General features: G+C 72.7%; 19 protein-coding genes. 12 read left to right on the plus strand and 7 right to left on the minus strand.

The window, feature by feature from the left end; genetic code table 11:
- Window positions 1-14: 14 nt before the first annotated feature.
- The 3 genes from ACIQU6_RS14200 to ACIQU6_RS14210 all read right to left on the minus strand — a co-directional run bounded on the left by ACIQU6_RS14200 (window position 15) and on the right by ACIQU6_RS14210 (window position 3337).
- Window positions 15-809, minus strand: a complete 795-nt coding sequence (locus ACIQU6_RS14200) for an enoyl-CoA hydratase/isomerase family protein (protein WP_403481925.1) — start codon at window positions 807-809, stop codon at window positions 15-17.
- 111 nt (window positions 810-920) lie between these two features.
- A complete protein-coding gene (locus ACIQU6_RS14205) occupies window positions 921-2129 on the minus strand; it encodes an adenylate/guanylate cyclase domain-containing protein (protein ID WP_403481889.1) in 1209 nt (402 codons plus the stop codon).
- A gap of 323 nt (window positions 2130-2452) precedes the next feature.
- A complete protein-coding gene (locus tag ACIQU6_RS14210) occupies window positions 2453-3337 on the minus strand; it encodes a biotin--[acetyl-CoA-carboxylase] ligase (RefSeq protein WP_403481890.1) in 885 nt (294 codons plus the stop codon).
- 132 nt (window positions 3338-3469) lie between these two features.
- Here ACIQU6_RS14210 and ACIQU6_RS14215 point away from each other — a divergent pair, with 132 nt between their 5' ends.
- From ACIQU6_RS14215 to ACIQU6_RS14245, 7 genes are all read left to right on the plus strand, one after another.
- Window positions 3470-5059, plus strand: coding sequence for an acyl-CoA carboxylase subunit beta (locus ACIQU6_RS14215; protein WP_403481891.1), 1590 nt, complete (start codon window positions 3470-3472; stop codon window positions 5057-5059).
- 36 nt (window positions 5060-5095) lie between these two features.
- On the plus strand, window positions 5096-5311 hold the full coding sequence (locus ACIQU6_RS14220) for an acyl-CoA carboxylase epsilon subunit (protein ID WP_383421298.1): 216 nt from the start codon (window positions 5096-5098) through the stop codon (window positions 5309-5311).
- 144 nt (window positions 5312-5455) lie between these two features.
- Window positions 5456-5584: a morphogenic membrane protein MmpB gene (mmpB, locus tag ACIQU6_RS14225; protein ID WP_274913662.1), complete on the plus strand. Its 129-nt coding sequence runs from the start codon at window positions 5456-5458 to the stop codon at window positions 5582-5584.
- 177 nt (window positions 5585-5761) lie between these two features.
- Entirely contained in the window at window positions 5762-7249 is a 1488-nt protein-coding gene (locus ACIQU6_RS14230; RefSeq protein ID WP_403481892.1) for a peptidoglycan D,D-transpeptidase FtsI family protein, read from the plus strand.
- Window positions 7250-7521: 272 nt separating this feature from the next.
- Window positions 7522-8025, plus strand: coding sequence for a hypothetical protein (locus tag ACIQU6_RS14235; protein WP_403481893.1), 504 nt, complete (start codon window positions 7522-7524; stop codon window positions 8023-8025).
- Window positions 8026-8053: 28 nt separating this feature from the next.
- On the plus strand, window positions 8054-8665 hold the full coding sequence (locus ACIQU6_RS14240; RefSeq protein WP_403481894.1) for a Maf family protein: 612 nt from the start codon (window positions 8054-8056) through the stop codon (window positions 8663-8665).
- Between the two features lie 97 nt (window positions 8666-8762).
- Complete coding sequence (locus tag ACIQU6_RS14245) at window positions 8763-9341, plus strand: DJ-1/PfpI family protein (RefSeq protein ID WP_403481895.1); 579 nt, start codon at window positions 8763-8765, stop codon at window positions 9339-9341.
- A gap of 135 nt (window positions 9342-9476) precedes the next feature.
- Here ACIQU6_RS14245 and ACIQU6_RS14250 read toward each other — a convergent pair whose 3' ends face one another.
- Window positions 9477-9914, minus strand: coding sequence for a hypothetical protein (locus ACIQU6_RS14250; RefSeq protein ID WP_403481896.1), 438 nt, complete (start codon window positions 9912-9914; stop codon window positions 9477-9479).
- A 459-nt stretch (window positions 9915-10373) separates the two neighbouring features.
- Here ACIQU6_RS14250 and ACIQU6_RS14255 point away from each other — a divergent pair, with 459 nt between their 5' ends.
- Window positions 10374-12143, plus strand: a complete 1770-nt coding sequence (locus ACIQU6_RS14255; protein ID WP_403481897.1) for an acetyl/propionyl/methylcrotonyl-CoA carboxylase subunit alpha — start codon at window positions 10374-10376, stop codon at window positions 12141-12143.
- 90 nt (window positions 12144-12233) lie between these two features.
- On the opposite strand, the gene ACIQU6_RS14260 is transcribed toward ACIQU6_RS14255, so the two are convergent.
- Window positions 12234-13418, minus strand: coding sequence for an alpha/beta hydrolase (locus tag ACIQU6_RS14260; protein WP_403481898.1), 1185 nt, complete (start codon window positions 13416-13418; stop codon window positions 12234-12236).
- Window positions 13419-13722: 304 nt separating this feature from the next.
- Between ACIQU6_RS14260 and ACIQU6_RS14265 the strand changes: the two genes are divergently transcribed.
- Window positions 13723-14370: a TetR/AcrR family transcriptional regulator gene (locus tag ACIQU6_RS14265; RefSeq protein ID WP_403481899.1), complete on the plus strand. Its 648-nt coding sequence runs from the start codon at window positions 13723-13725 to the stop codon at window positions 14368-14370.
- A 179-nt stretch (window positions 14371-14549) separates the two neighbouring features.
- On the opposite strand, the gene ACIQU6_RS14270 is transcribed toward ACIQU6_RS14265, so the two are convergent.
- Both ACIQU6_RS14270 and ACIQU6_RS14275 read right to left on the minus strand, forming a co-directional pair.
- A complete protein-coding gene (locus ACIQU6_RS14270) occupies window positions 14550-15524 on the minus strand; it encodes a DeoR/GlpR family DNA-binding transcription regulator (protein ID WP_383421208.1) in 975 nt (324 codons plus the stop codon).
- Between the two features lie 316 nt (window positions 15525-15840).
- On the minus strand, window positions 15841-17286 hold the full coding sequence (locus tag ACIQU6_RS14275; protein ID WP_274913671.1) for an NAD(P)H-quinone dehydrogenase: 1446 nt from the start codon (window positions 17284-17286) through the stop codon (window positions 15841-15843).
- Between the two features lie 140 nt (window positions 17287-17426).
- On the opposite strand from ACIQU6_RS14275, the gene ACIQU6_RS14280 reads away from it, so the two are divergent.
- From ACIQU6_RS14280 to ACIQU6_RS14290, 3 genes are all read left to right on the plus strand, one after another.
- The gene (locus tag ACIQU6_RS14280) at window positions 17427-17864 is read left to right on the plus strand and encodes a gamma-glutamylcyclotransferase (protein WP_274913672.1); all 438 of its coding nucleotides are present in this window, start codon (window positions 17427-17429) and stop codon (window positions 17862-17864) included.
- 125 nt (window positions 17865-17989) lie between these two features.
- A complete protein-coding gene (locus tag ACIQU6_RS14285; protein ID WP_403481900.1) occupies window positions 17990-18805 on the plus strand; it encodes a purine-nucleoside phosphorylase in 816 nt (271 codons plus the stop codon).
- A gap of 164 nt (window positions 18806-18969) precedes the next feature.
- A complete protein-coding gene (locus ACIQU6_RS14290; RefSeq protein WP_403481901.1) occupies window positions 18970-20652 on the plus strand; it encodes a phospho-sugar mutase in 1683 nt (560 codons plus the stop codon).
- Window positions 20653-20670: the final 18 nt, after the last annotated feature.

The raw sequence follows: 20670 nt of genomic DNA on the forward strand, positions 1-20670 counted from the left end.
CGCGGCCCCGGGGCTCACTCCCCCGGCCAGTCCGGGTCCCGCTTCTCGTTGAACGCGGCGACCCCCTCGGCCCGGTCCCCGGAGAACGCCACGCTCCGCCAGGCACCGTCCTCAAGGTCCAACCCGGCCCGCAGGTCCAGCCCCTGCCCCAGCCGCATGGCGCGCTTGGCGGCGCGCAGCCCGACCGGCGAATTGCGGGCGATCGCGGCGGCCAGCGCCAGCGCCTCCGTCCGGTCCTGCCCGTCCGCCACCAGCCGGTCCACCAGTCCCAGCTCGGCCGCCTCCGCGGCCGGCACCCGGCGCGCGGTGAAGACCAGTTCGGCCGCCCGCGCCGCCCCCACCCGGCGCGGCAGCAACTGCGTCCCGCCGCCACCGGGGATGACGCCCACCGACACCTCCGGCAGCCCCACCACCGCGCTCCCGTCCGCGACGATCAGATCGCAGGCCAACGCCAGCTCGTAGCCGCCGCCGAGCGCGAAGCCGTGGACCGCGGCGACGGTCGGCACCGGCAGCTCCAGCACCCCGGTGTACGCGGCCCGGGTCCGCGGGCGCTGCCGCATCAGGTCCGCGTCCGTGAAGGAGTTCCGCTCCTTGAGGTCGGCGCCCACGCAGAACGCCCGCTCGTGGGTGGAGGTGAGCACCACCGCCCGTACGGATCGGTCGGCGGCCAGCGCGGCGCACGCCTCCGCCAGCGCGTCGGCCATCGCCGTCGACACCGCGTTCATCGCCTTCGGTCGGTCCAGGACCAGCTCCGCCACGAAACCGTGGCGCTCGACGCCGACCCACTCCTCCGCGCCGAACCGCTGCATACCACTCATACCGCCCTCCCGATTACCGGTTAACGCTCGTTGACCTGATCGCCCGAGGATCATGTCAGCTCACGGCGGTTTACGGCAGGGGCCGACCCGGCCGGGCGCACCTCACCCGCGCCGGGTCAACATCCACGGCTCGACGACGCCCAGCCCGCGCACCGGCCGCTGCCACATCGGCTGCAACGCGAAGCGGTACGGGGGCGGCGGGCTGCCGGTGCCCTCCTGGGCGGCCTTCTCCGCGGCCGCGGCGTCCGCCTCGGAGACCGGCGCATCGCCGGTGCGCCCCAGCTCCTCCGCGAACGCCTCGTCCACCAGCACGGCATCCCTCGGCGCTATCGAGGTCAGCCGGCTCGCCAAGTTGACGGTCGTCCCGAAGACGTCGCCCATACGGGTCGTGACCGTGCCGAACGCGATGCCCACCCGCAGCTCGGGCATCGTCTCGTCGTGGCCCATGGTCTCGATGAGCCGCAGCCCGATCTCGGCGGCCACCCCGGCGTCGTCCGCCGCGAACAGCACCTCGTCCCCGAGGGTCTTGATGAGCCGCCCGCCGTGCGCGGCGACCAGGTCCGCGGCGGTGGTCTCGAACGCCTCGACCAGCTCGCCGAGTTCCTCCTCCTCCAGCCGCCGGGTCAGCCGGGTGAACCCGACCAGGTCGGCGAACCCGACCGCCAGCCGACGGTCCACCATCTCCGCGTCGTCCTGGGCCTGGACGACCCGTCCGGTCGCCGCGGCGAGCTGCCGCCGCCACACGTAGACCAGGAACTCCTCCAACTCCGGGAGGAGCAGCTCGACCAGCGGGTACGTGATCTCCGTACGGGTCAGGCCGGAGTCCTGGGGCTCCGTCAGCCCCTCCAGGAAGGAGTCGATCTGCCAGTCGGCCAGCCGTGCGGTGGTCTGGCCCGTGGAACGGGCGACCTGCACGGCCATCGCCTCGCTGAGCAGCCCCGCCTCGACCAGACCGGCGAGCCGGCGCAGGGCCAGCACGTCGGCCTCGGTGAGGGCCTTGACCTGGCCGATGTCCGCGAATCCCATGGCCCGCCAGAAGCGCGCCGCGAGGTCCATCGAGACGCCGGCGCTGCGGGCCGCCTGGAACGGCGTGTAGCGGCGCTCGGCACCGATGATGAGCTGTTCCAGCTTCACGGCGATGTTGTTCTCGCCGTTGCCCTCGTCCTCGCCTTCGCCGTTGTCTTCCGCGGCATTGGCCGTGCCGTCGCTGCTTGCGGGATCACCCGCGGGCTCGCCCGCGGGGGCCTCGCCCACCGCGTCGCCCTCGGCGTCCGCCCCGCGCGGGGTGGTCCCCGAGTCGTCCGCGGTCACCGGCCACTCCCTGTCCGATCCCTGCGCACTGCCCTTCCGATCTGCCCGCTCGCCCGTGATCCGCTCCCTGACGGACCGCCTCAACGATACGGCAGGTGTGCTCTGCCTCACGTGGTCGCTGCGGCCCACGTCGCGGTGACGCCCCGTTCGTTCCCCGCCGGACCCCGCCGATGGGTGGCACTCGCCGTACCGGCGGAGGGGGTTGTCGACGGCCGCCCCAGGGAGCCGGCTGCCCGACTTCGTGGTGGCCGGGGCGCTCGCCCCGACCACCGGCACCCGGCGGAACCGCCGAGCCGGCGCAATCCCGACGGGGGAGGAAGGCGCTACGCGTAACCGTCGCCCGCCGCCGGGCGCAGGTGAACGATGTCGCCGGCGTCGACGGGTTGTTGGACGCCGTCGGCGGTGGCCAGGACGAGGCGGCCGTCGGCGTCGAGGGCGACGGCCTCGCCCTCGACGGAGCGGTCGCCGGGGAGGATCGCCCGCACGTGGCGGCCCAGCGTCGCGCAGCCCGCCGCGTACGCCTCCTGGAGGCGGCACGCCGCCGGGTCGCCGTCCGCCGCCTGCCACTCGCCGTACCAGTGCTCCAGGGAGCGGAGGACGGCGCGGAGCAGCGGGTCGCGGTCGGTGTTCCGGGCGCCGGCGAGGGCGAGCGAGGCGGCGGTGGGGACGGGGAGTTCGTCGGCGGTGAGGGTGACGTTGAGGCCGATGCCGAGGACGACGCCGTCGGCGGCGCGTTCGGCGAGGATGCCGCCGGTCTTGCGTTCGGCGTCGTCCACGGTGACCAGGACGTCGTTGGGCCACTTCAGGGCGGTGTCGACGCCGGCGGTGCGGGAGAGGGCGGTGGCGGTGGCCACGCCGGCGAGGAGCGGGAGCCAGCTCCAACGGACGGCCGGGACGGCGGGGGTGAGGTAGACGGAGACGAAGAGGCCGGAGCGGGGCGGCGCGGACCAGCGGCGGTCCAGGCGGCCGCGGGCGGCGGACTGTTCCTCGGCGACGAGCACGGCGCCCTCGCGCAGCTCGCCGGCGGCGGCTCGGTCCGCGAGGTCGGTGTTGGTCGACCCGGTGGTGGGGACGACGTCCAGGGAGGACCACAGCGAACCGGGCCGGACGAGGGCCCGGCGGAGCGCGTTGGCATTCAGCGGCGGGCGGCCGAGATCGCTCCAGCGACCGGCGTCTTTGTCCCGGTTTTCCGGTGGTTGAGGCGTCATGGCTCCAGCCTAGGTGTGGTCAACGACGCAGTGCCGCAGAGCAGTCCCGCCGATACGCTACGAGGCGGTAGCCACACCCGTACCTCCCTTTCGTACGAGTGCCAGTCCAGGACGAGCAGGAGCCGCATCCCGATGTCCGAACCGCAAGCGAACATCCACACCACCGCGGGCAAATTGGCGGATCTGCAGCGGCGGGTCGAGGAAGCCACGCATGCCGGCTCCGCCCGCGCGGTGGAAAAGCAGCACGCCAAGGGGAAGTTGACGGCGCGTGAGCGCATCGATCTCCTCTTGGACGAGGGCTCGTTCGTCGAGTTGGACGAGTTCGCGCGGCACCGGTCGACGAATTTCGGGATCGAGAAGAACCGGCCGTACGGAGATGGCGTCGTCACGGGTTACGGGACCGTCGACGGGCGGCCGGTGTGCGTGTATTCGCAGGATTTCACCATCTTCGGCGGCTCGCTGGGCGAGGTCTACGGCGAGAAGATCGTCAAGGTGATGGACTTCGCACTGAAGAACGGCTGCCCGGTCATCGGGATCAATGACGGCGGGGGCGCCCGGATTCAGGAGGGGGTGGCCGCCCTCGGGCTGTTCGCGGAGATTTTCCGCCGCAATGTGCACGCGTCGGGCGTGGTGCCGCAGATTTCCCTGATCGTGGGTCCGTGCGCGGGCGGCGCGGTGTATTCGCCGGCCATAACGGATTTCACGGTGATGGTCGACCAGACCTCGCACATGTTCATCACCGGGCCGGACGTCATCAAGACGGTCACCGGCGAGGACGTCGGCTTCGAGGAGCTGGGCGGGGCCCGGACGCACAACACCACCTCGGGCGTGGCGCACCACATGGCGGGCGACGAGAAGGACGCCATCGACTTCGTCAAGGGCCTGCTGTCGTACCTGCCGTCCAACAACCTCTCGGACCCGCCGGCGTTCGCTGAGGAGGTGGACCTTGAGGTCTCGGACGCGGACCGCGAACTGGACGCGTTGATCCCGGACTCGGCGAACCAGCCGTACGACATGCACACGGCGATCGAGCACGTGCTGGACGACGGTGAATTCCTGGAGACCCAGGCGCTGTTCGCGCCGAACATCCTGACCGGGTTCGGGCGGGTGGAGGGCCACTCGGTCGGCGTGGTGGCCAACCAGCCGATGCAGTTCGCCGGTTGTCTGGACATCAACGCGAGCGAGAAGGCCGCGCGGTTCGTGCGGACCTGCGACGCGTTCAACATCCCGGTGCTGACCTTCGTCGACGTGCCGGGGTTCCTGCCGGGGACGGACCAGGAGTACGACGGGATCATCCGGCGCGGCGCCAAGTTGATCTACGCGTACGCGGAGGCGACGGTTCCGCTGATCACCGTGATCACGCGGAAGGCGTTCGGCGGCGCGTACGACGTCATGGGGTCCAAGCACCTGGGTGCGGATCTGAACCTGGCGTGGCCGACGGCGCAGATCGCGGTGATGGGGGCGCAGGGCGCGGTGAACATCCTGCACCGGCGGACACTGGCGGCGATCGAGGACCCGGCCCAGCAGGACTCCCGGCGCCAGGAGTTGATCCGGGAGTACGAGGACGCGCTGCTGAATCCCTACGTCGCGGCCGAGCGGGGCTACGTCGACGCGGTCATCATGCCGTCCGAGACCCGGCGGCACATCGTCCGCGGGCTGCGCACGCTGCGCAACAAGCGGGAGGCGCTGCCGCCGAAGAAGCACGGCAACATCCCGCTGTAGTCCGCGTTGGTGCCCGTCGGAGGAGGTCGGTTGTCGATGATCAAGGTGGTGCGGGGCAATCCCACGCCGGAGGAGTTGGCCGCCGCGCTGGCGGTGGTGAAGGCGCGGGCGGCGGCGGTGGCCGCGGGCGGCGCGCCGGAGGCGGGTGGCCGGGGCGGCGAGTGGGCGGATCCGGCGGCGACGGTGCCGGCCCGGTCGCGGTTGCCGCATCCGGGGCCGCGGGCGTGGCGGACCAGTTATTGGCCGCGGTGAGGTGCTGGCGGTGAACGTGTGGCGCGGGTCGCCACGCGGTGCGCCGGTGGTCGGTGCATTGTGCACTGACTAGTCCTCCGCGGTGCGGCGCCTGAGTACGCGTACTCAGGCGCCGTTGCCGTTGGGGGCGGGAGGATCGAGGCCATGCTGTGGTCCGATCCACCCGACGAACCGCCCGAGGAGCTGCGCGAGGTGCAGGCCAAGCTCCGTCGGATGGGCATCGTGCTGGCCGCGGCGATCATGGTGGGGACGCTCGTCGTCGTGATCAAGTGATGCCTCTTCGGGACGGTCGGTTCCGACGTTTTCCTGCGACCTGCTGTCACTTCCGTCACGTGGGTCTCGTCACCCCTTGCAACCACGGCGGCCGAACACGCATCTTTCTCTCTCGACAGTGCAATTCGGGCACCCGGTCGCGATGATCTTCAGCGGCCGGCCGGCGGAGGGGAGTTCATGAACAGGCCACTCAGACACATAGCCGTCTTCTGCGGGGTGTTGGTGGTCGCCCTGCTGGTCCGGGTGACCTGGGTGCAGTTCGTGCAGAGCGACGAGCTCGCGAACGACGAGCACAACCGGCGGGTCAAGATCGAGGCGTACTCGTATCCGCTGGGCAACATCATCGTGGGCGGCAAGCCGATCACCGGGTCGGTGGAGACCAGCGGCGACTTCAAGTACAAGCGGACGTACACCGACGGCGCGATGTACGCCCCGATCACCGGCTACGCCCGGCAGGCGGCCGGCGAGACCATGCTGGAGGGCGTCTACAAGAAGGTGCTCAACGGCAAGGACGACCGGCTCTTCTTCAACCGGGCGCGCGGGATGCTGACGGGCGAGAAGCCGCGCGGCGGCGATGTCCTCACCACGATCAGCGAGAAGGCGCAGAAGGCCGCCTACAAGGGACTCACGGACCTGCACGCCAACGGTGCGGTGGTCGCCCTCGACCCGCGGTCCGGCAAGATCCTGGCGATGGCCAGCACGCCGTCGTACGACCCGTCGACGTTCGCGGGGCTGTCGACCGACGAGGGCAAGAAGTACCTGGCGCTGGACGCCGACAAGAGCAAGCCGATGAACAACCGGGCGCTGCGCGAGATCTACCCGCCCGGCTCGACGTTCAAGGTGCTGACCGCCGCGGCGGCCCTGGAGCACGGCACGGTCACCGACATCAACGCCTCCTCCGGCGCCCCGGCGCCCTACACCCTGCCGCAGACCCGTACGCAGGTCGGCAACGACGTGGTGGGGGCGCCGTGCGACAAGGCGTCGCTGAAGACGGGCATGCAGTGGTCCTGCAACAACGTCTTCCTGGACGCGGCGCACAAGTTGGGCACCGACAAGATGCGGGAGACCGCGGAGAAATTCGGGTTCAACGCCGAGGAGTTCGTTCCGGTGCGTTCCGCGGTGAGCGGTTATCCGAAGAAGCTCGACCAGCCGCAGACCGCGCTGACCGGCATGGGCCAGGGCAGCGTGACCAGCACTCCGCTGCAGATGGCGATGGTCGCCGCCGGTATCGCCAACAACGGCAAGGTGATGAAGCCGTACATGGTCGAGGAGTTGCGCGGACCGGACCTGTCCACGATCGAGAAGATCGATCCGGAGCCGCTCCATCCCGATGACCCGCAGGCGGTTTCCAAGGACACCGCGCTGAAGGTGCAGGAAATGATGGAGTACACCGTTTCGGACGGCACCGCGTCGAAGGCGAAGATCGACGGGGTGACGGTCGGCGGCAAGACCGGTACCGCACAGCACGGCGCGAACGTGAACGACGAGCGGCCGTACGCGTGGTTCGTCTCGTACGCGAAGCTGCCGGACGGCAGTTCGCCGGTGGCGGTGGCGGTCTTCGTCGACCCGAAGGACATGAGCATTCCGCGGTCGGAGATCGCCGGTGGAAAGCTGGGCGGACCGATCGCGAAATCGGTGATGCAGGCGGTGCTGAACAAGGGCTGACCGCACTGCGGAACGCGGCGGGCCGGGCGGCCGGGAAAGCGGGGAAACGATCTCCCGCAAGTACCGGGCCCGGCCCGCCTTTTGCCGTTTTGCGCGAAGGGGCGGCGAATTCAGCCCAGTTGATTTCTGTGCGCGCGCCGTGGAGGTCCGGCGGGACTTATCGAGAACTTACGCGTGGCCGCCCTACATTCGCCCAATGCTGACCATTGATTCGTTCCCGGTACGGCGCCCGGCGACCCGGCTCGCGGTGGCGGCGTGAGGGGGCGGCGCTGATGTCCCCGACGGCGCACGCGCTGGTGATGGCCGGGCTGACCGCGGTGGCGCTGCTGGGCGCGGTGGTGGCGTGGCGCCCGCTGGTCCGCCGCCGCGGCTGGCCGCCGGTGCCGGCCCTGCTCTTCCTGCTGACCTTCGCGCTGTGCCTGGGGATCACCCTCCCCGACCAGTTCGCGCCGGGCGTGGTCGGGCGGCTGCACGCCTGCGTGGTGGAGGGCGGCGCCGGCGTCCGGACGCTGGGCGCGGGCGCCGGGCACCAGGCGGTCAACGTACTGCTGTGGATCCCGCCGGCGCTGTGCGGGGTGCTGGCGACCCGGCGGCCGCTGCTGGTGCCGCTGGGCATCTCCGTCACCTGGGCCGCCGTCGAACTGGTGCAGACCCTCGACCCGGTGCGGGACTGCCAGCCGGCGGACTGGGCGCACAACACCCTGGGGGCCGCGCTCGGCGCCCTGCTGGGGTGGCTGGCGCTGTGGGCCGGCCGGCGCCGGGCCCGGGCCCGCTGACCCCCGTGGCCTCCGTACGATGGCGGGCATGACCGAAGCTCCCCGCGCCCGCCGCCTCGTCCTCGCCTCCCAGTCCCCGGCCCGTCTCGGCCTGCTCCGGCAGGCCGGGCTGGCGCCGGAGGTCGTGGTCAGCGGGGTGGACGAGGACGCGCTGACCGCCGCCACCCCGGAGGAACTGGCGCGGGTGCTGGCCGAGGCGAAGGCCGCGGCGGTCGCGGCCCGTCCGGAGGCGGCGGGCGCGCTGGTCGTCGGCTGCGACTCGGTGCTGGAGCTGGACGGGCGGGCGCTGGGCAAGCCGGCGGACGCCGAGGACGCCACCGCCCGGTGGAAGTCGATGCGCGGCCGGTCCGGGATCCTGCGCACCGGTCACTGCGTGATCGACACCGCGTCCGGCCGGCAGACCAGCGCCACCGCGTCCACCACGGTCCGCTTCGGCGAGCCGACCGACGCGGAGATCGCCGCCTACGTGGCCAGCGGTGAACCGCTGTACGTGGCCGGTGCGTTCACCCTCGACGGCCGCTCGGCGCCGTTCATCGACGGGATCGACGGCGACCCGGGCAACGTCATCGGCCTGTCGCTGCCGCTCTTCCGCCGCCTGCTGGCCGACCTGGGCATCGCGATCACGGACCTCTGGGCCTGAGGGGCGCGGGGCGGCGATTTCCGGCCGGGCGGTGAGTGGGGCGGGTCGTCGGGGAACCGATGGTTCCGAGACGACCGAACCGCGAGGAGTGTTCCGCATGGCCAAGATCCTGATCGTCGCCGGTGACGCCAGTGAGGACCTGGAGTTCTTCTACCCGTACCAGCGGCTGCTGGAGGAGGGTTACGAGGTCCGCGTCGCGGCGCCCACACGGAAGAAACTGCGGTTCGTCACGCACGACTTCGTCGAGGGCTACGACACCTACACGGAGACCGCGGGCCACTCCTGGCCGGCCGACGCGGCGCTGTCCGAGGTCGATCCGGCGGAGTACGAGGCGCTGGTCCTGCCCGGCGGCCGGGGGCCCGAATACCTGCGGCACGACCCGGACTTCCGCCGCGTGGTCGGCCACTTCTTCGACGCGGACAAGCCGGTCGCGCACATCTGCCACGCGGCCCTCGCGCTGGCCCCGCTCGGGGTGTTCAAGGGCCGCCGGACGGCCGCGTACCCGGCGTGCGCACCGGAGGTGGAGCTGGGCGGCGGAGTCTTCGTGGACGGCCCGGCGGTGGTGGACGGCAAGATGGTGTCGGCCCGCGCGTGGCCGGACCACCCGGAGTGGATGCGGGCGTTCATGGAGATCCTGCGGGAGCACGCACCGGCGGGGAAGCCCGCGGGAAGCTGACGGGCGGCGCGGCCCCGCCCGTCCGTCCGGGCGTACGTGCGTGCGTGCGGCGAACGGCGCGAGGAGCCGGCAGGGGCGCGCGGGACGGCCGCGGGGCGGCGCCCAACGGGGGCCGCGGGGCGGGGAGTTCGACCGTCAGGCGGTGGCGGGGTCCTCGGTCGGCGCCGGGGCGGGACGGGGATCGGCGTAGGCGACCAGGGTCAGCACGAGCAGCGCCAGCACCGCCATCGCGGCGGCGAACGCCGGCCAGCCGACCAGCCCGACGGCGAGCGCCCCGAGGACGCCGTGCACCACGGCGCAGCAGATCAGCGCGAGGCGCGGGAGACGTCCCGGCGCCCGGTCGCGGGCGCCGCCGTAGAGCAACACGGCGGCGCAGAAGAGGAGGAAGAGGGCGAAGAGCGCGCCGCCGGCCCAGGCGCCGGCGGACATGGCGCCGGGCCGCAGCCCGGCCAGGGACATCTGCTGCCGGTCGACCACGATGCTCAGGATCCAGTTCAGCAGCAGGATTCCGGCCGCCTCCAGGATCAGCACCACCGCCGCCACCAGGGCCACCGGTCTGCGCGCCGCCACCATGCCGCCACCCCATTTCCTCCGCCGGCCCGCGCCGCCGCGCACGACCGCGCGCCGCCCCGACGAGCCGTTACCGGGAGTACAGAAAGCATCACGAACGCTACTAACGGGTAACGGTCACGGCAAGGGTTCTACACGCCGACATCCGACCCCCTTCCCCCCGCCCCCGACCGCCGCGCTCACCCGAAAACTTTCACTCGCCCATTCGTAGGGACTCCACAAAGAATTGACGGTTCGCCGGACGTCCACAGTTCGAGACCTAGGCCACACCGTGCCGCGAGCCGGAGCCGTGGAATCCGGGCCTACCCTGGGATTCCAACGGACTTTGGTCCCTCATCATCGCCACGTGCACGCTCCGTGTGGGCAAGCTCACCCCAGGGAACGGGTCGGCACGCGGTGTCGCCAGTCCCTAAACTCGCTGCGTTCAGTGTGTTGCGGCGTAGCGCCCAGGAAGGACCCATCGTGCGCAAGGTGCTCATCGCCAACCGTGGCGAAATCGCTGTCCGCGTTGCCCGTGCATGCCGGGACGCCGGGATCGGGAGCGTAGCGGTCTACGCCGACCCGGACCGGGACGCCCTGCACGTCCGTGCCGCGGACGAGGCTTTTGCCCTGGGCGGTGACACCCCTGCCACCAGCTACCTGGACTTCGCCAAAGTCCTTCAGGCGGCCGCCGATTCCGGCGCGGACGCCATCCACCCCGGCTACGGCTTCCTCTCCGAGAACGCCGAGTTCGCGCAGGCCGTGCTCGACGCCGGGCTGACCTGGATCGGCCCCCCGCCGCACGCCATCCGCGACCTCGGTGACAAGGTCGCGGCCCGGCACATCGCCCAGCGCGCCGGCGCCCCGCTGGTCGCCGGCACCCCGGACCCGGTCTCCGGGGCCGACGAGGTCGTCGCGTTCGCCAAGGAGCACGGCCTGCCGATCGCGATCAAGGCGGCGTTCGGCGGCGGCGGCCGCGGCCTGAAGGTCGCCCGCACCCTCGAAGAGGTCCCCGAGCTCTACGACTCCGCGGTCCGCGAGGCGGTCGCCGCGTTCGGCCGCGGCGAGTGCTTCGTCGAGCGCTACCTCGACCGCCCGCGGCACGTCGAGACCCAGTGCCTGGCCGACAAGCACGGCAACGTGGTCGTCGTCTCCACCCGTGACTGCTCGCTCCAGCGCCGCCACCAGAAGCTGGTCGAGGAGGCCCCCGCGCCGTTCCTCAGCGAGGCGCAGAACGCCGAGCTGTACCGCGCCTCGAAGGCCATCCTCAAGGAGGCCGGCTACGAGGGCGCCGGCACCTGCGAGTTCCTGGTGGGCCAGGACGGCACCATCTCCTTCCTGGAGGTCAACACCCGTCTCCAGGTGGAGCACCCGGTCACCGAGGAGGTCACCGGCCTGGACCTGGTCCGCGAGATGTTCCGGATCGCCGACGGCGAGGAGCTCGGCTACGACGACCCGGCGCTGCGCGGCCACTCCTTCGAGTTCCGGATCAACGGCGAGGACCCGGGCCGCAACTTCCTGCCCGCGCCCGGCACGGTCACCAAGTTCGACGCGCCGTCGGGCCCGGGCGTCCGCCTGGACGCCGGCGTCGAGGCCGGCTCGGTCATCGGCCCGGCCTGGGACTCCCTGCTGGCCAAGCTGGTCGTCACCGGCGCCACCCGCGCGCAGGCCCTCCAGCGGGCCGCCCGGGCGCTGAACGAGTTCCAGGTGGAGGGGATGGCCACCGCCCTCACGTTCCACCGCGTGGTCGTCAAGGACCCGGCGTTCGCCCCCGAACTCACCGGCTCCGCCGACCCGTTCACGGTCCACACCCGCTGGATCGAGACCGAGTTCGTCAACGAGATCCCGCCGTTCACCGCGCCCGGTGGCGAGGAGGGCGAGGCCGACACCCGCGAGACCGTCGTGGTCGAGGTCGGCGGCAAGCGGCTGGAGGTCTCGCTGCCGGCGTCGCTCGGCATGCCGCTGGCCCGCGCCGCGGTCGCCGGGGGTGCCAAGCCCAAGCGGAAGGCCACCAAGAAGTCCGGCAGCGCGGCCTCCGGCGACACCCTGGCGTCCCCGATGCAGGGCACCATCGTCAAGGTCGCCGTCGAGGAGGGCCAGCAGGTCGCCGAGGGCGAACTGGTCGTCGTCCTGGAGGCGATGAAGATGGAGCAGCCGATCAACGCGCACCGCGCGGGCACCGTCAAGGGCCTGGCCGCCGAGGTGGGCGCGGCCCTCACCTCCGGCGCGGTGATCTGCGAGATCAAGGACTGACGCGGTCCTGAGGACCGTACATAGGGGCGGGCCCCCGGTGCCTTTCGGACCGGGGGCCCGCCCCTTTGTGCGCCGCGGTGCCGCGGGCGGCTACGACTTGCCCACGACCTCCTCCGGGAACACCAGCGTCCGGCTCATCCACTGGAGCGCGGCGGGCAGTTCGCGCCGCCAGGTGGCGAAGTTGTGGCTGCCGTGGTCGAGGACGATCGCGTCCGCCTTCATGGGCGGGCGGACCGCGGCCAGGAACGCCTTGGCCGCCGGGTAGTTGTTCTCGCCGCTGCGGCTGGTGCCGATCAGCACGTTGACACCGGGGGCGGGCAGGTGCGCCAGGCGCCACATCAGGTCGTGCTGCTCGCGGCGGGTGCCGCGGTCCTTGTCGGTGCCGAAGAGGTTCCCGGTGGTGGGGTCGTTGGACACCTTGTAGTCGGGCGAGAGGGCGGCCGCCGCGGTGTAGGTGCGGGGGTGGCGCATGGCGAGCTGGAGGGCGCAGCTGCCGCCGGAGGAGTAGCCAAGGACGCCCCAGGCGGACGGGTCGTGGCCCACCCGGTAGTGCGACTTGAGGGCCTCGGGGACGTCCTGGTCGAAGAAGGTCTCGGCCTGCGGGCCGCCGGGGACGTCGACGCACTGGGTGTCCCGGGGCGGGGCGATGGTGGGCCGCAGCATCACGATGACCGACGGTTGGAGGGAGCCGTCGCGGATCAACTTCGCGGCGGTCTCGGGCAGTCTGAGGTGCTGGCCCAGCAGGAATATCCCGCCCGGGTAGCCGCTGAGCGCGACGATGACGGGGAAGCGTTGGCGGGCGTACTGCTTCTGGAAGTACTGCGGCGGCAGGTAGACGTAGGCCGGGTCCACCACCTTGGTGCGCTTGCCGACGATCCGCACGGTCTCGACCTTGCCGTTCTTCTCCGGCGGCCCCGTGGGCACCCCGTGCACCTTGTCCAGCCCCTCCGGGCCGGACGCCTGCACCAACCCCTTCGACGGGTCGCCGGCGGGCCCCGCGGTGCCTTCGTTGCCCCACTTGCCGACCGCGGCGGGCGCCCCGTCGTAGAGGCCGAGCAGTTCGTGCCAGGACGCGTAGAACTGGAAGCTGGAGTTCACCACCAGGCCGAGCACGGCCACGATCACCACCTGGGTCGCGGCGATCGCACCGAGCCGCCCCAGCACCGCCCGTGGCCCGCGCCCGGCGAGCCGGGGCCAGATCCACACCGTGAGTGCCACGCAGGCCACGGCGAGGGTGATCGTGACGTACAGCAGCGGCCGGCTGGTCAGTCCCATGCGTAGTTCCCCAGACTTCCAAGGCGGCCTCCGGACCGTCCCCGGAAGACCTCTTTGCGCCTGGTTTGATGGCCCTTGGAACGACGACGTTGCGGCCGTCCCGAGGAGTTCGCCGGCCCGACGCGGGGGGTATTCCGGGGCGTCACCGGCCGGCCGCCGCCCGTCCACCGGAGCCCGGGGTATCCACACCCGGCCCGGCCGCCGGCGGTGCGATGGCATGCTGGACCCATCCGGGCCCAGGGCCTGTCCGACCCTGATCCACCAGACAGGCCCCAGGACCGGCCGGATCGAGGAAGGACGGCGGATGGCGACCGAGACGGCAGGGCAGCGGCGGGCCGCTGCGGCGCACGCACCGGCGGGGGCGCCGGCGTCCGTGGGGACGCCCGCGGCACGCCCCATGCGGGCCGATGCGCGCCGGAATTACGAGCGGCTGCTGACCGAGGCCCGGACGGCCTTCACCGAGCACGGCACGGACACCTCGCTGGAGGACATCGCGCGCCGCGCCGGCGTCGGCATCGGCACCCTCTACCGGCACTTCCCCAACCGCACCGCCCTGATGGGCGCGGTCTTCCAGGGCGAGGTGGAGGCGCTGCTCGGCTACGCCCGGGAGCTGGCCGACGCACCGCAACCGTGCACCGCGCTGGTCGACTGGCTGCGCACGCTGATCACCCACGCCAGCACCTACCGGGGCCTGTCGCGGGCGCTGATGACCGCCTCGGCGGACGAGAGCTCGGGCATGGCGCGGTGCAGCGTGCCGCTCGGCGAGGCCGGCTCCGCGCTGCTGGCCCGGGCCCAACAGGCCGGTGCGGTGCGCCGGGACGTCGTCATCGGCGACCTGATGCAGCTCACCAACGGCATCGCGCTGGCCGCCGAGGAGTCCCCCGACGACCCCGAACTGGCCGACCGGCTGCTGAGGTTGACCCTGCGCGGCCTGAAGGCGGAGCCGGCGTAGGGGCGTTCCGACGCCGTCCTCCCGGCCCCGTCGGCCCGCTCGGCCGCGTCAGCCCCAACGCCACGTCGGACCAGCCCCGGTGGGGCCGGCGGACGCGGGAGCGTCGGGCCCCGGCGCCGCCAGGGGCGGCCGACGCCGGGCCGTGCTGCCGTGCCCGGCGCCCGCTCCCCCGGCCTCGCTCAGCGGCGCCGGGGCGCCAGATCGGCCACCCGACCGTCCGCCAGCGAGCCCGCCGACCGCAGTTGGGGCGCGCCGGCCGGGGCGCCCGGGTGGCTGCGCCGCTGGCCCGGCAGCGGCACGTCCCGCCGCGGGCCCCGGCGCTCGGGCGGGGCGGCCTCCAGACCGGGCCCGCCCGGCGCCTGGCCGGGCAACGAGCCGCTGGCGACGGCGATCTGGACGCCCTGGTCGGCGAGCGCCTGGAGCTCCGTGGCGGCCCGGTCGTCGTGAGCGGGCGGCTCGTCGGTCACCAGCCGGGTGATGACGTCCGTCGGCACGGTCTGGAACATGGTGTCGGAGCCCAGCTTGGTGTGGTCGGCGAGCACCACCACCTCCCCCGCCGCCTGCACCAGCGCCCGGTCGACGCTGGCGGAGAGCATGTTGGAGGTGGACAGGCCGCGCTCGGCGGTCAGACCACTGCCCGACAGGAAGGCCCGGGAGACCCGCAGTCCCTGGAGCGACTGCTCGGCACCGCTGCCGACCAGCGCGTAGTTGGAACCGCGCAGGGTCCCGCCGGTCATCACCACTTCGACGCGGTTGGCATGGGCCAACGCCTGGGCGACCAGCAGGGAGTTGGTGACGACGGTCAGGCCGGGCACCCTGGCGAGCCGGCGGGCCAGCTCCTGGGTGGTGGTCCCGGCGCCGACGACGATGGCCTCGCCCTCCTCGACGAAACCGGCCGCGAGATCGGCGATGGCCGTCTTCTCGGCGGTCGCGAGGTGGGACTTCTGCGGGAAGCCGGATTCCCGGGTGAAACCTCCCGGTAGGACCGCTCCGCCGTGCCGGCGGTCGAGCAGTCCCTCTGCCTCCAGCGCCCGGACGTCGCGCCGTACGGTCACTTCGGAGGTCTGGACGACGCGGGCGAGCTCACGGAGCGACACGGCCCCGTTGGCGCGCACCATTTCTAGGATCAATTGGCGACGTTCTGCAGCGAACACGAAACTGACAGTAACGCCAACGACCGTCTGTTTTCAGCAGGTTGCACCAATTAACGGAAGTTGTTCACACGGCATCGCTTCACGTGGTATGCGGCATGCACATGCCTCGGTCCCCGTCACCGTGCGTGCACAAACCCACGCGCTGCCTGGTCAGTTGCGCTCTTCGGTCGCCAACCGCGGACTCCGGGGCGAGTTGTCCGGACCCGTCCATGCAGGACCGTTTCACCCCAAGTGCCCATCGTGGGCACAAATATTCCATGGGCCCGCTTGCGGCCCGCCACCCCGCCGGCGCCTGGCGTGCGCCGGCGGGCGCCGGTCATGCGCCGGACGCCTTCCGGGTGTGCAACTGGCGGGCCACCTCGGCGATCGAGCCGGACAGCGACGGGTAGACAGTGAAGGCGCTGGCGATCTGCTCGACCGTCAGGTTGTTGTCGACCGCGAGCGAGATCGGGTGGATCAGCTCGCTGGCCCGCGGCGAGACGACCACGCCGCCGACCACGATGCCCGTGCCGGGGCGGCAGAACAGCTTCACGAAGCCGTCCCGGATGCCCTGCATCTTGGCCCGCGGATTGCGCAGCAGCGGCAGCTTGACCACCCGGGCGTCGATCACGCCGTTGTCGACGTCGGCCTGGGAGTAGCCGACGGTGGCGATCTCGGGGTCGGTGAAGACGTTGGCGGAGACCGTCTTGAGGTTGAGCGGGGTGACCGCGTCGCCGAGGAAGTGGTACATCGCGATCCGGCCCTGCATGGCGGCGACGGAGGCCAGCGCGAAGACGCCGGTGCAGTCGCCGGCCGCGTAGACGCCGGGGGCGGTGGTGCGGGAGACCTTGTCGGTCCAGATGTGGCCGGAGTCCTTGAGCCGGACGCCGGCGCTCTCCAGGCCGATCCCCTCGGTGTTGGGGATGGAGCCCACCGCCATCAGGCAGTGCGTGCCGGAGATCGTCCGGCCGTCGGCGAGGGTGACCTCGACCCGGTCGCCCACCCGCTTCGCGGACTGCGCCCGGGAGCGCGCCATGACGTTCATCCCGCGGCGGCGGAAGACGTCCTCCAGCACGGCGGCCGCGTCCGGGTCCTCGCCCGGCAGCACCCGGTCCCGCGAGGAGACCAGGGTGACCCGGGAGCCCAGCGCCTGGTAGGCGCCGGCGAACTCGGCGCCGGTGACGCCGGAGCCGACGACGATGAGTTCCTCGGGCAGCTCGGTGAGGTCGTAGACCTGCGTCCAGTTCAGGATCCGCTCGCCGTCCGGCTGGGCGTCGGGGATCTCGCGCGGGTGGGCGCCGGTGGCGATCAGCACGGCGTCGGCGATCAGGCCCTCGGTCGTGCCGTCGGCGGCGGTGACCGTGACCTTGCGCGAGCCGTCCGGCGCCTGCCCCGGCTCCAGCCGGCCGCGGCCGCGCAGCACCCGGCCGCCGGCGCGGGTGACGGAGGCGGTGATGTCGTGGGACTGGGCCAGCGCGAGCCGCTTGACCCGTCGGTTGACCTTGCCGAGGTCGACCCCGACGACCCGGGCCGGGTGGTCCGCGTCCGGGGTGCCGTCCTCGACGATGATGCCCAACTCCTCGTAGGAGGAGTCGAAGGTGGTCATCACCTCGGCCGTGGCGATGAGCGTCTTCGACGGGACGCAGTCGGTCAGCACCGACGCCCCGCCCAGACCGTCGCAGTCGACGACGGTCACCTCCGCGCCGAGCGAGGCCGCCACCAGGGCCGCCTCGTATCCGCCGGGTCCACCACCGATGATCACGATCCGAGTCACGTACTCCATTGTCCCGCACGCCCGTCGGTGCCTCTCCCCCGGGGGCGCTCGGGGCCCTGGCACGGGCGCCGGGCATGTGCACTCCCCCGCCCTCGTACGAACCTCCGGTACCACGAGCCCAACGGGGAACCTCCCGTACCCTCGGAAGCATGTCGCTCTACGCCGCGTACGCCGGCAACCTCGACGCGCGGCTGATGTCCCGCCGCGCTCCGCACTCCCCGCTGCGCGGCACCGGCTGGCTGAACGGCTGGCGGCTCACGTTCGGCGGCGAGCAGATGGGGTGGGAGGGCGCCCTGGCGACGGTCGTCGAGGACCCCGGCTCCCAGCTCTTCGTCGCGCTCTACGACATCGCTCCCGGGGACGAGGAGTCGATGGACCGCTGGGAGGGCGTCGGCCTGGACATCTACCGCCGGATGCGGGTCCGGGTGCACACCCTCGACGGCGACGAGACCGCCTGGATCTACGTCCTCAACGGCTATGAGGGCGGCCTCCCCTCGGCGCGCTACCTGGGCGAGATCGCCGACGCGGCCGAGTCCGCCGGCGCCCCGCACGACTACGTGATGGAGATCCGCAAGCGGCCCTGCTGACGCGGCCCCTCCCGTCCGCCCGCGCGACCCCCTGGCCGCTTCGGCAAAAGCCACAAGCCAGCGCCCACAGACCCGTGGGCAGTGACATCTACGCGCGTAGGGGAAGACCGGCTACCCTCGTCCGCGTGAACGCATCTGTTACCCCGGACATCGACCCGAAGGGCGCCGCGGACGCGGCGGCCGCCCGCCTCCGCGAGCTCACCGGCATCGAGCGGCACGACGTCGCCCTGGTCATGGGCTCCGGCTGGGCCCCGGCCGCCGAGGCCCTGGGCGCGCCCGAGCACGAGTTCCCGGTCACCGAGCTGCCCGGCTTCCCGCCGCCGGCCGTCGCCGGCCACGGCGGCAAGATCCGCTCGTACAAGATCGGCGAGAAGCACGCCCTGGTCTTCCTCGGCCGCACCCACTTCTACGAGGGCCGCGGCGTCGCCGCGGTCGCGCACGGCGTCCGCACCGCCGTCGCCGCCGGCTGCAAGACCGTGGTGCTCACCAACGGCTGTGGCGGCCTGCGCGACGGCATGCGCCCCGGCCAGCCGGTGCTCATCAGCGACCACCTCAACCTCACCGCCACCTCGCCGATCCCCGGCGCCAACTTCGTCGACCTGACCGACCTGTACTCGCCGCGGCTGCGCGCGCTGTGCAAGGAGGTCGACGCGAGCCTGGAGGAGGGCGTCTACGCCCAGCTCCCCGGCCCGCACTACGAGACCCCGGCCGAGATCCGGATGCTCCGCACCATGGGCGCCGACCTGGTCGGCATGTCCACCGTCCTGGAGGCCATCGCGGCCCGCGAGGCCGGCGCCGAGGTGCTCGGCATCTCCCTGGTGACCAACCTCGCCGCCGGCATGACGGGCGAGCCGCTGAACCACGAGGAGGTGCTCCAGGCCGGCCGCGACTCCGCGATCGCGATGGGCACGCTGCTCGGCCGGGTCCTCGGCAAGATCTAGCCGGCACCGGCATCGGGCGGGCCGCAGCGCCCGCCCCTGCCGGCCCGATCCCGCGGCCGGCACGGACCACCGGCGGACACGGGACCGACGGCCGCCACGCGTCCGCCCGGCCGGCCCGTCACGCACCCCCTCCCCCACATCGCACCCACAGGCAGGAGCATCACGTGGCTACCGTTCCCGCGGAGCTGATCGACCGGGCCCAGACGTGGCTGGCCGAGGACCCCGACCCGGAGACCCGGGACGAGCTGGCCGGGCTCATCGAGGCGGACCGGCACGAGGAGTTGGCGGCCCGGTTCGCCGGCACCCTCCAGTTCGGCACCGCCGGGCTGCGCGGCGAGTTGGGCGCCGGCCCGATGCGGATGAACCGCGCGGTGGTCATCCGGGCCGCGGCCGGCCTCGCCGCGTACCTCAAGGACCAGGGGCAGGGCGACGGTCTGGTCGTCATCGGGTACGACGCCCGCTACAAGAGCGCCGACTTCGCCCGGGACACCGCGGCCGTGATGGTCGGCGCGGGGCTGCGCGCCGCGCTCCTGCCGCGCCCGCTGCCCACCCCCGTCCTGGCGTTCGCCATCCGGCACCTGGGCGCGGTGGCCGGCGTCGAGGTGACCGCCAGCCACAACCCGCCGCGGGACAACGGCTACAAGGTCTACCTCGGCGACGGCTCGCAGATCGTCCCGCCCGCGGACGGCGAGATCGCCGACCGGATCGCCGCGGTCCGCTCCCTGGCCGACGTGCCCCGCCCGGAGGCCGGTTGGGAGACCCTGGACGACGCGGTGCTCGCCGCCTACCTGGAGCGCACCGACGCGGTGCTCACCCCCGGGTCGGCCCGGGACGTCGACGTGGTCTACACCCCGATGCACGGCGTCGGCCGGGACACCCTCGTCGCCGCGTTCGCCCGCGCCGGCTTCCCGGCCCCGACGGTCGTCGCCGAACAGGCCGAGCCGGACCCGGACTTCCCCACGGTCGCCTTCCCCAACCCGGAGGAGCCGGGCGCGATGGACCTCGCGTTCGCCACCGCCCGGTCCAAGGCCCCGGGCGGCGTCGATATCGTCATCGCCAACGACCCGGACGCCGACCGCTGCGCCGTCGCCGTCCCGGACCCCGGTGCCCCGGAGGGCTGGCGGATGCTGCGCGGCGACGAGGTCGGCGCGCTGCTCGCCGCGCAGCTGGTGCGCAAGGGCGCCACCGGCACCTTCGCGACCACCATCGTCTCCTCCCAGCTCATGTCCCGTATCGCGGGCGGCGCTTCGCTGCCCTACAAGGAGACGCTGACCGGCTTCAAGTGGCTGGCCCGGGCGGACGGCCTGCGGTACGCCTACGAGGAGGCACTGGGCTACTGCGTCGACCCCGAGGGCGTCCGCGACAAGGACGGCATCACCGCGGCCCTGCTGATCACCGAACTGGCCGCCGAGCTGAAGCAGTCCGGCCGCGGCCTGTCCGACCTCCTGGACGAACTGGCCGTGGAGTTCGGGCTGCACGCCACCGACCAGCTCTCGGTGCGGGTCACCGACCTGTCGCTGATCGCCGATGCGATGGGCCGGCTGCGCGCCCAGCCGCCGACGGCGCTGGCGGGCCTGGCCGTCTCCCGCGCCGACGACCTGAACGCGGGCGGCCCCGACCTGCCGCCCACCGACGGGCTGCGCTACTACCTGGCGGGCTCCCCCGCCGACGGCATCGAGGCGGCCCGCGTGGTCGTCCGCCCCAGCGGCACCGAGCCCAAGCTCAAGTGCTACCTGGAGGTCGTGGTGCCGGTGGCCGACGCGACGGGCCTGCCGACCGCCCGTGAGAGGGCCACGACGACCCTCGCCGCGATCAAGCGGGACCTGTCGGCGGCGGCCGGGATCTGACGGAGCGCCGCAGACGGC

The organism is Streptomyces sp. NPDC090442 (assembly GCF_044769405.1).
In the GTDB taxonomy this organism is placed as follows: Bacteria; Actinomycetota; Actinomycetes; order Streptomycetales; family Streptomycetaceae; genus Streptomyces.

Coding starts and splice junctions, on each gene's coding strand:
- ACIQU6_RS14200 (WP_403481925.1), bottom strand. CDS start 809: ATGCAGCGGTTCGGCGCGGAGGAGTGGGTCGGCGTCGAGCGCCACGGT.
- ACIQU6_RS14210 (WP_403481890.1), bottom strand. CDS start 3,337: ATGACGCCTCAACCACCGGAAAACCGGGACAAAGACGCCGGTCGCTGG.
- ACIQU6_RS14215 (WP_403481891.1), top strand. CDS start 3,470: ATGTCCGAACCGCAAGCGAACATCCACACCACCGCGGGCAAATTGGCG.
- ACIQU6_RS14220 (WP_383421298.1), top strand. CDS start 5,096: ATGATCAAGGTGGTGCGGGGCAATCCCACGCCGGAGGAGTTGGCCGCC.
- mmpB (WP_274913662.1), top strand. CDS start 5,456: ATGCTGTGGTCCGATCCACCCGACGAACCGCCCGAGGAGCTGCGCGAG.
- ACIQU6_RS14230 (WP_403481892.1), top strand. CDS start 5,762: ATGAACAGGCCACTCAGACACATAGCCGTCTTCTGCGGGGTGTTGGTG.
- ACIQU6_RS14235 (WP_403481893.1), top strand. CDS start 7,522: ATGTCCCCGACGGCGCACGCGCTGGTGATGGCCGGGCTGACCGCGGTG.
- ACIQU6_RS14240 (WP_403481894.1), top strand. CDS start 8,054: ATGACCGAAGCTCCCCGCGCCCGCCGCCTCGTCCTCGCCTCCCAGTCC.
- ACIQU6_RS14245 (WP_403481895.1), top strand. CDS start 8,763: ATGGCCAAGATCCTGATCGTCGCCGGTGACGCCAGTGAGGACCTGGAG.
- ACIQU6_RS14250 (WP_403481896.1), bottom strand. CDS start 9,914: ATGGTGGCGGCGCGCAGACCGGTGGCCCTGGTGGCGGCGGTGGTGCTG.
- ACIQU6_RS14260 (WP_403481898.1), bottom strand. CDS start 13,418: ATGGGACTGACCAGCCGGCCGCTGCTGTACGTCACGATCACCCTCGCC.
- ACIQU6_RS14265 (WP_403481899.1), top strand. CDS start 13,723: ATGGCGACCGAGACGGCAGGGCAGCGGCGGGCCGCTGCGGCGCACGCA.
- ACIQU6_RS14275 (WP_274913671.1), bottom strand. CDS start 17,286: ATGGAGTACGTGACTCGGATCGTGATCATCGGTGGTGGACCCGGCGGA.
- ACIQU6_RS14280 (WP_274913672.1), top strand. CDS start 17,427: ATGTCGCTCTACGCCGCGTACGCCGGCAACCTCGACGCGCGGCTGATG.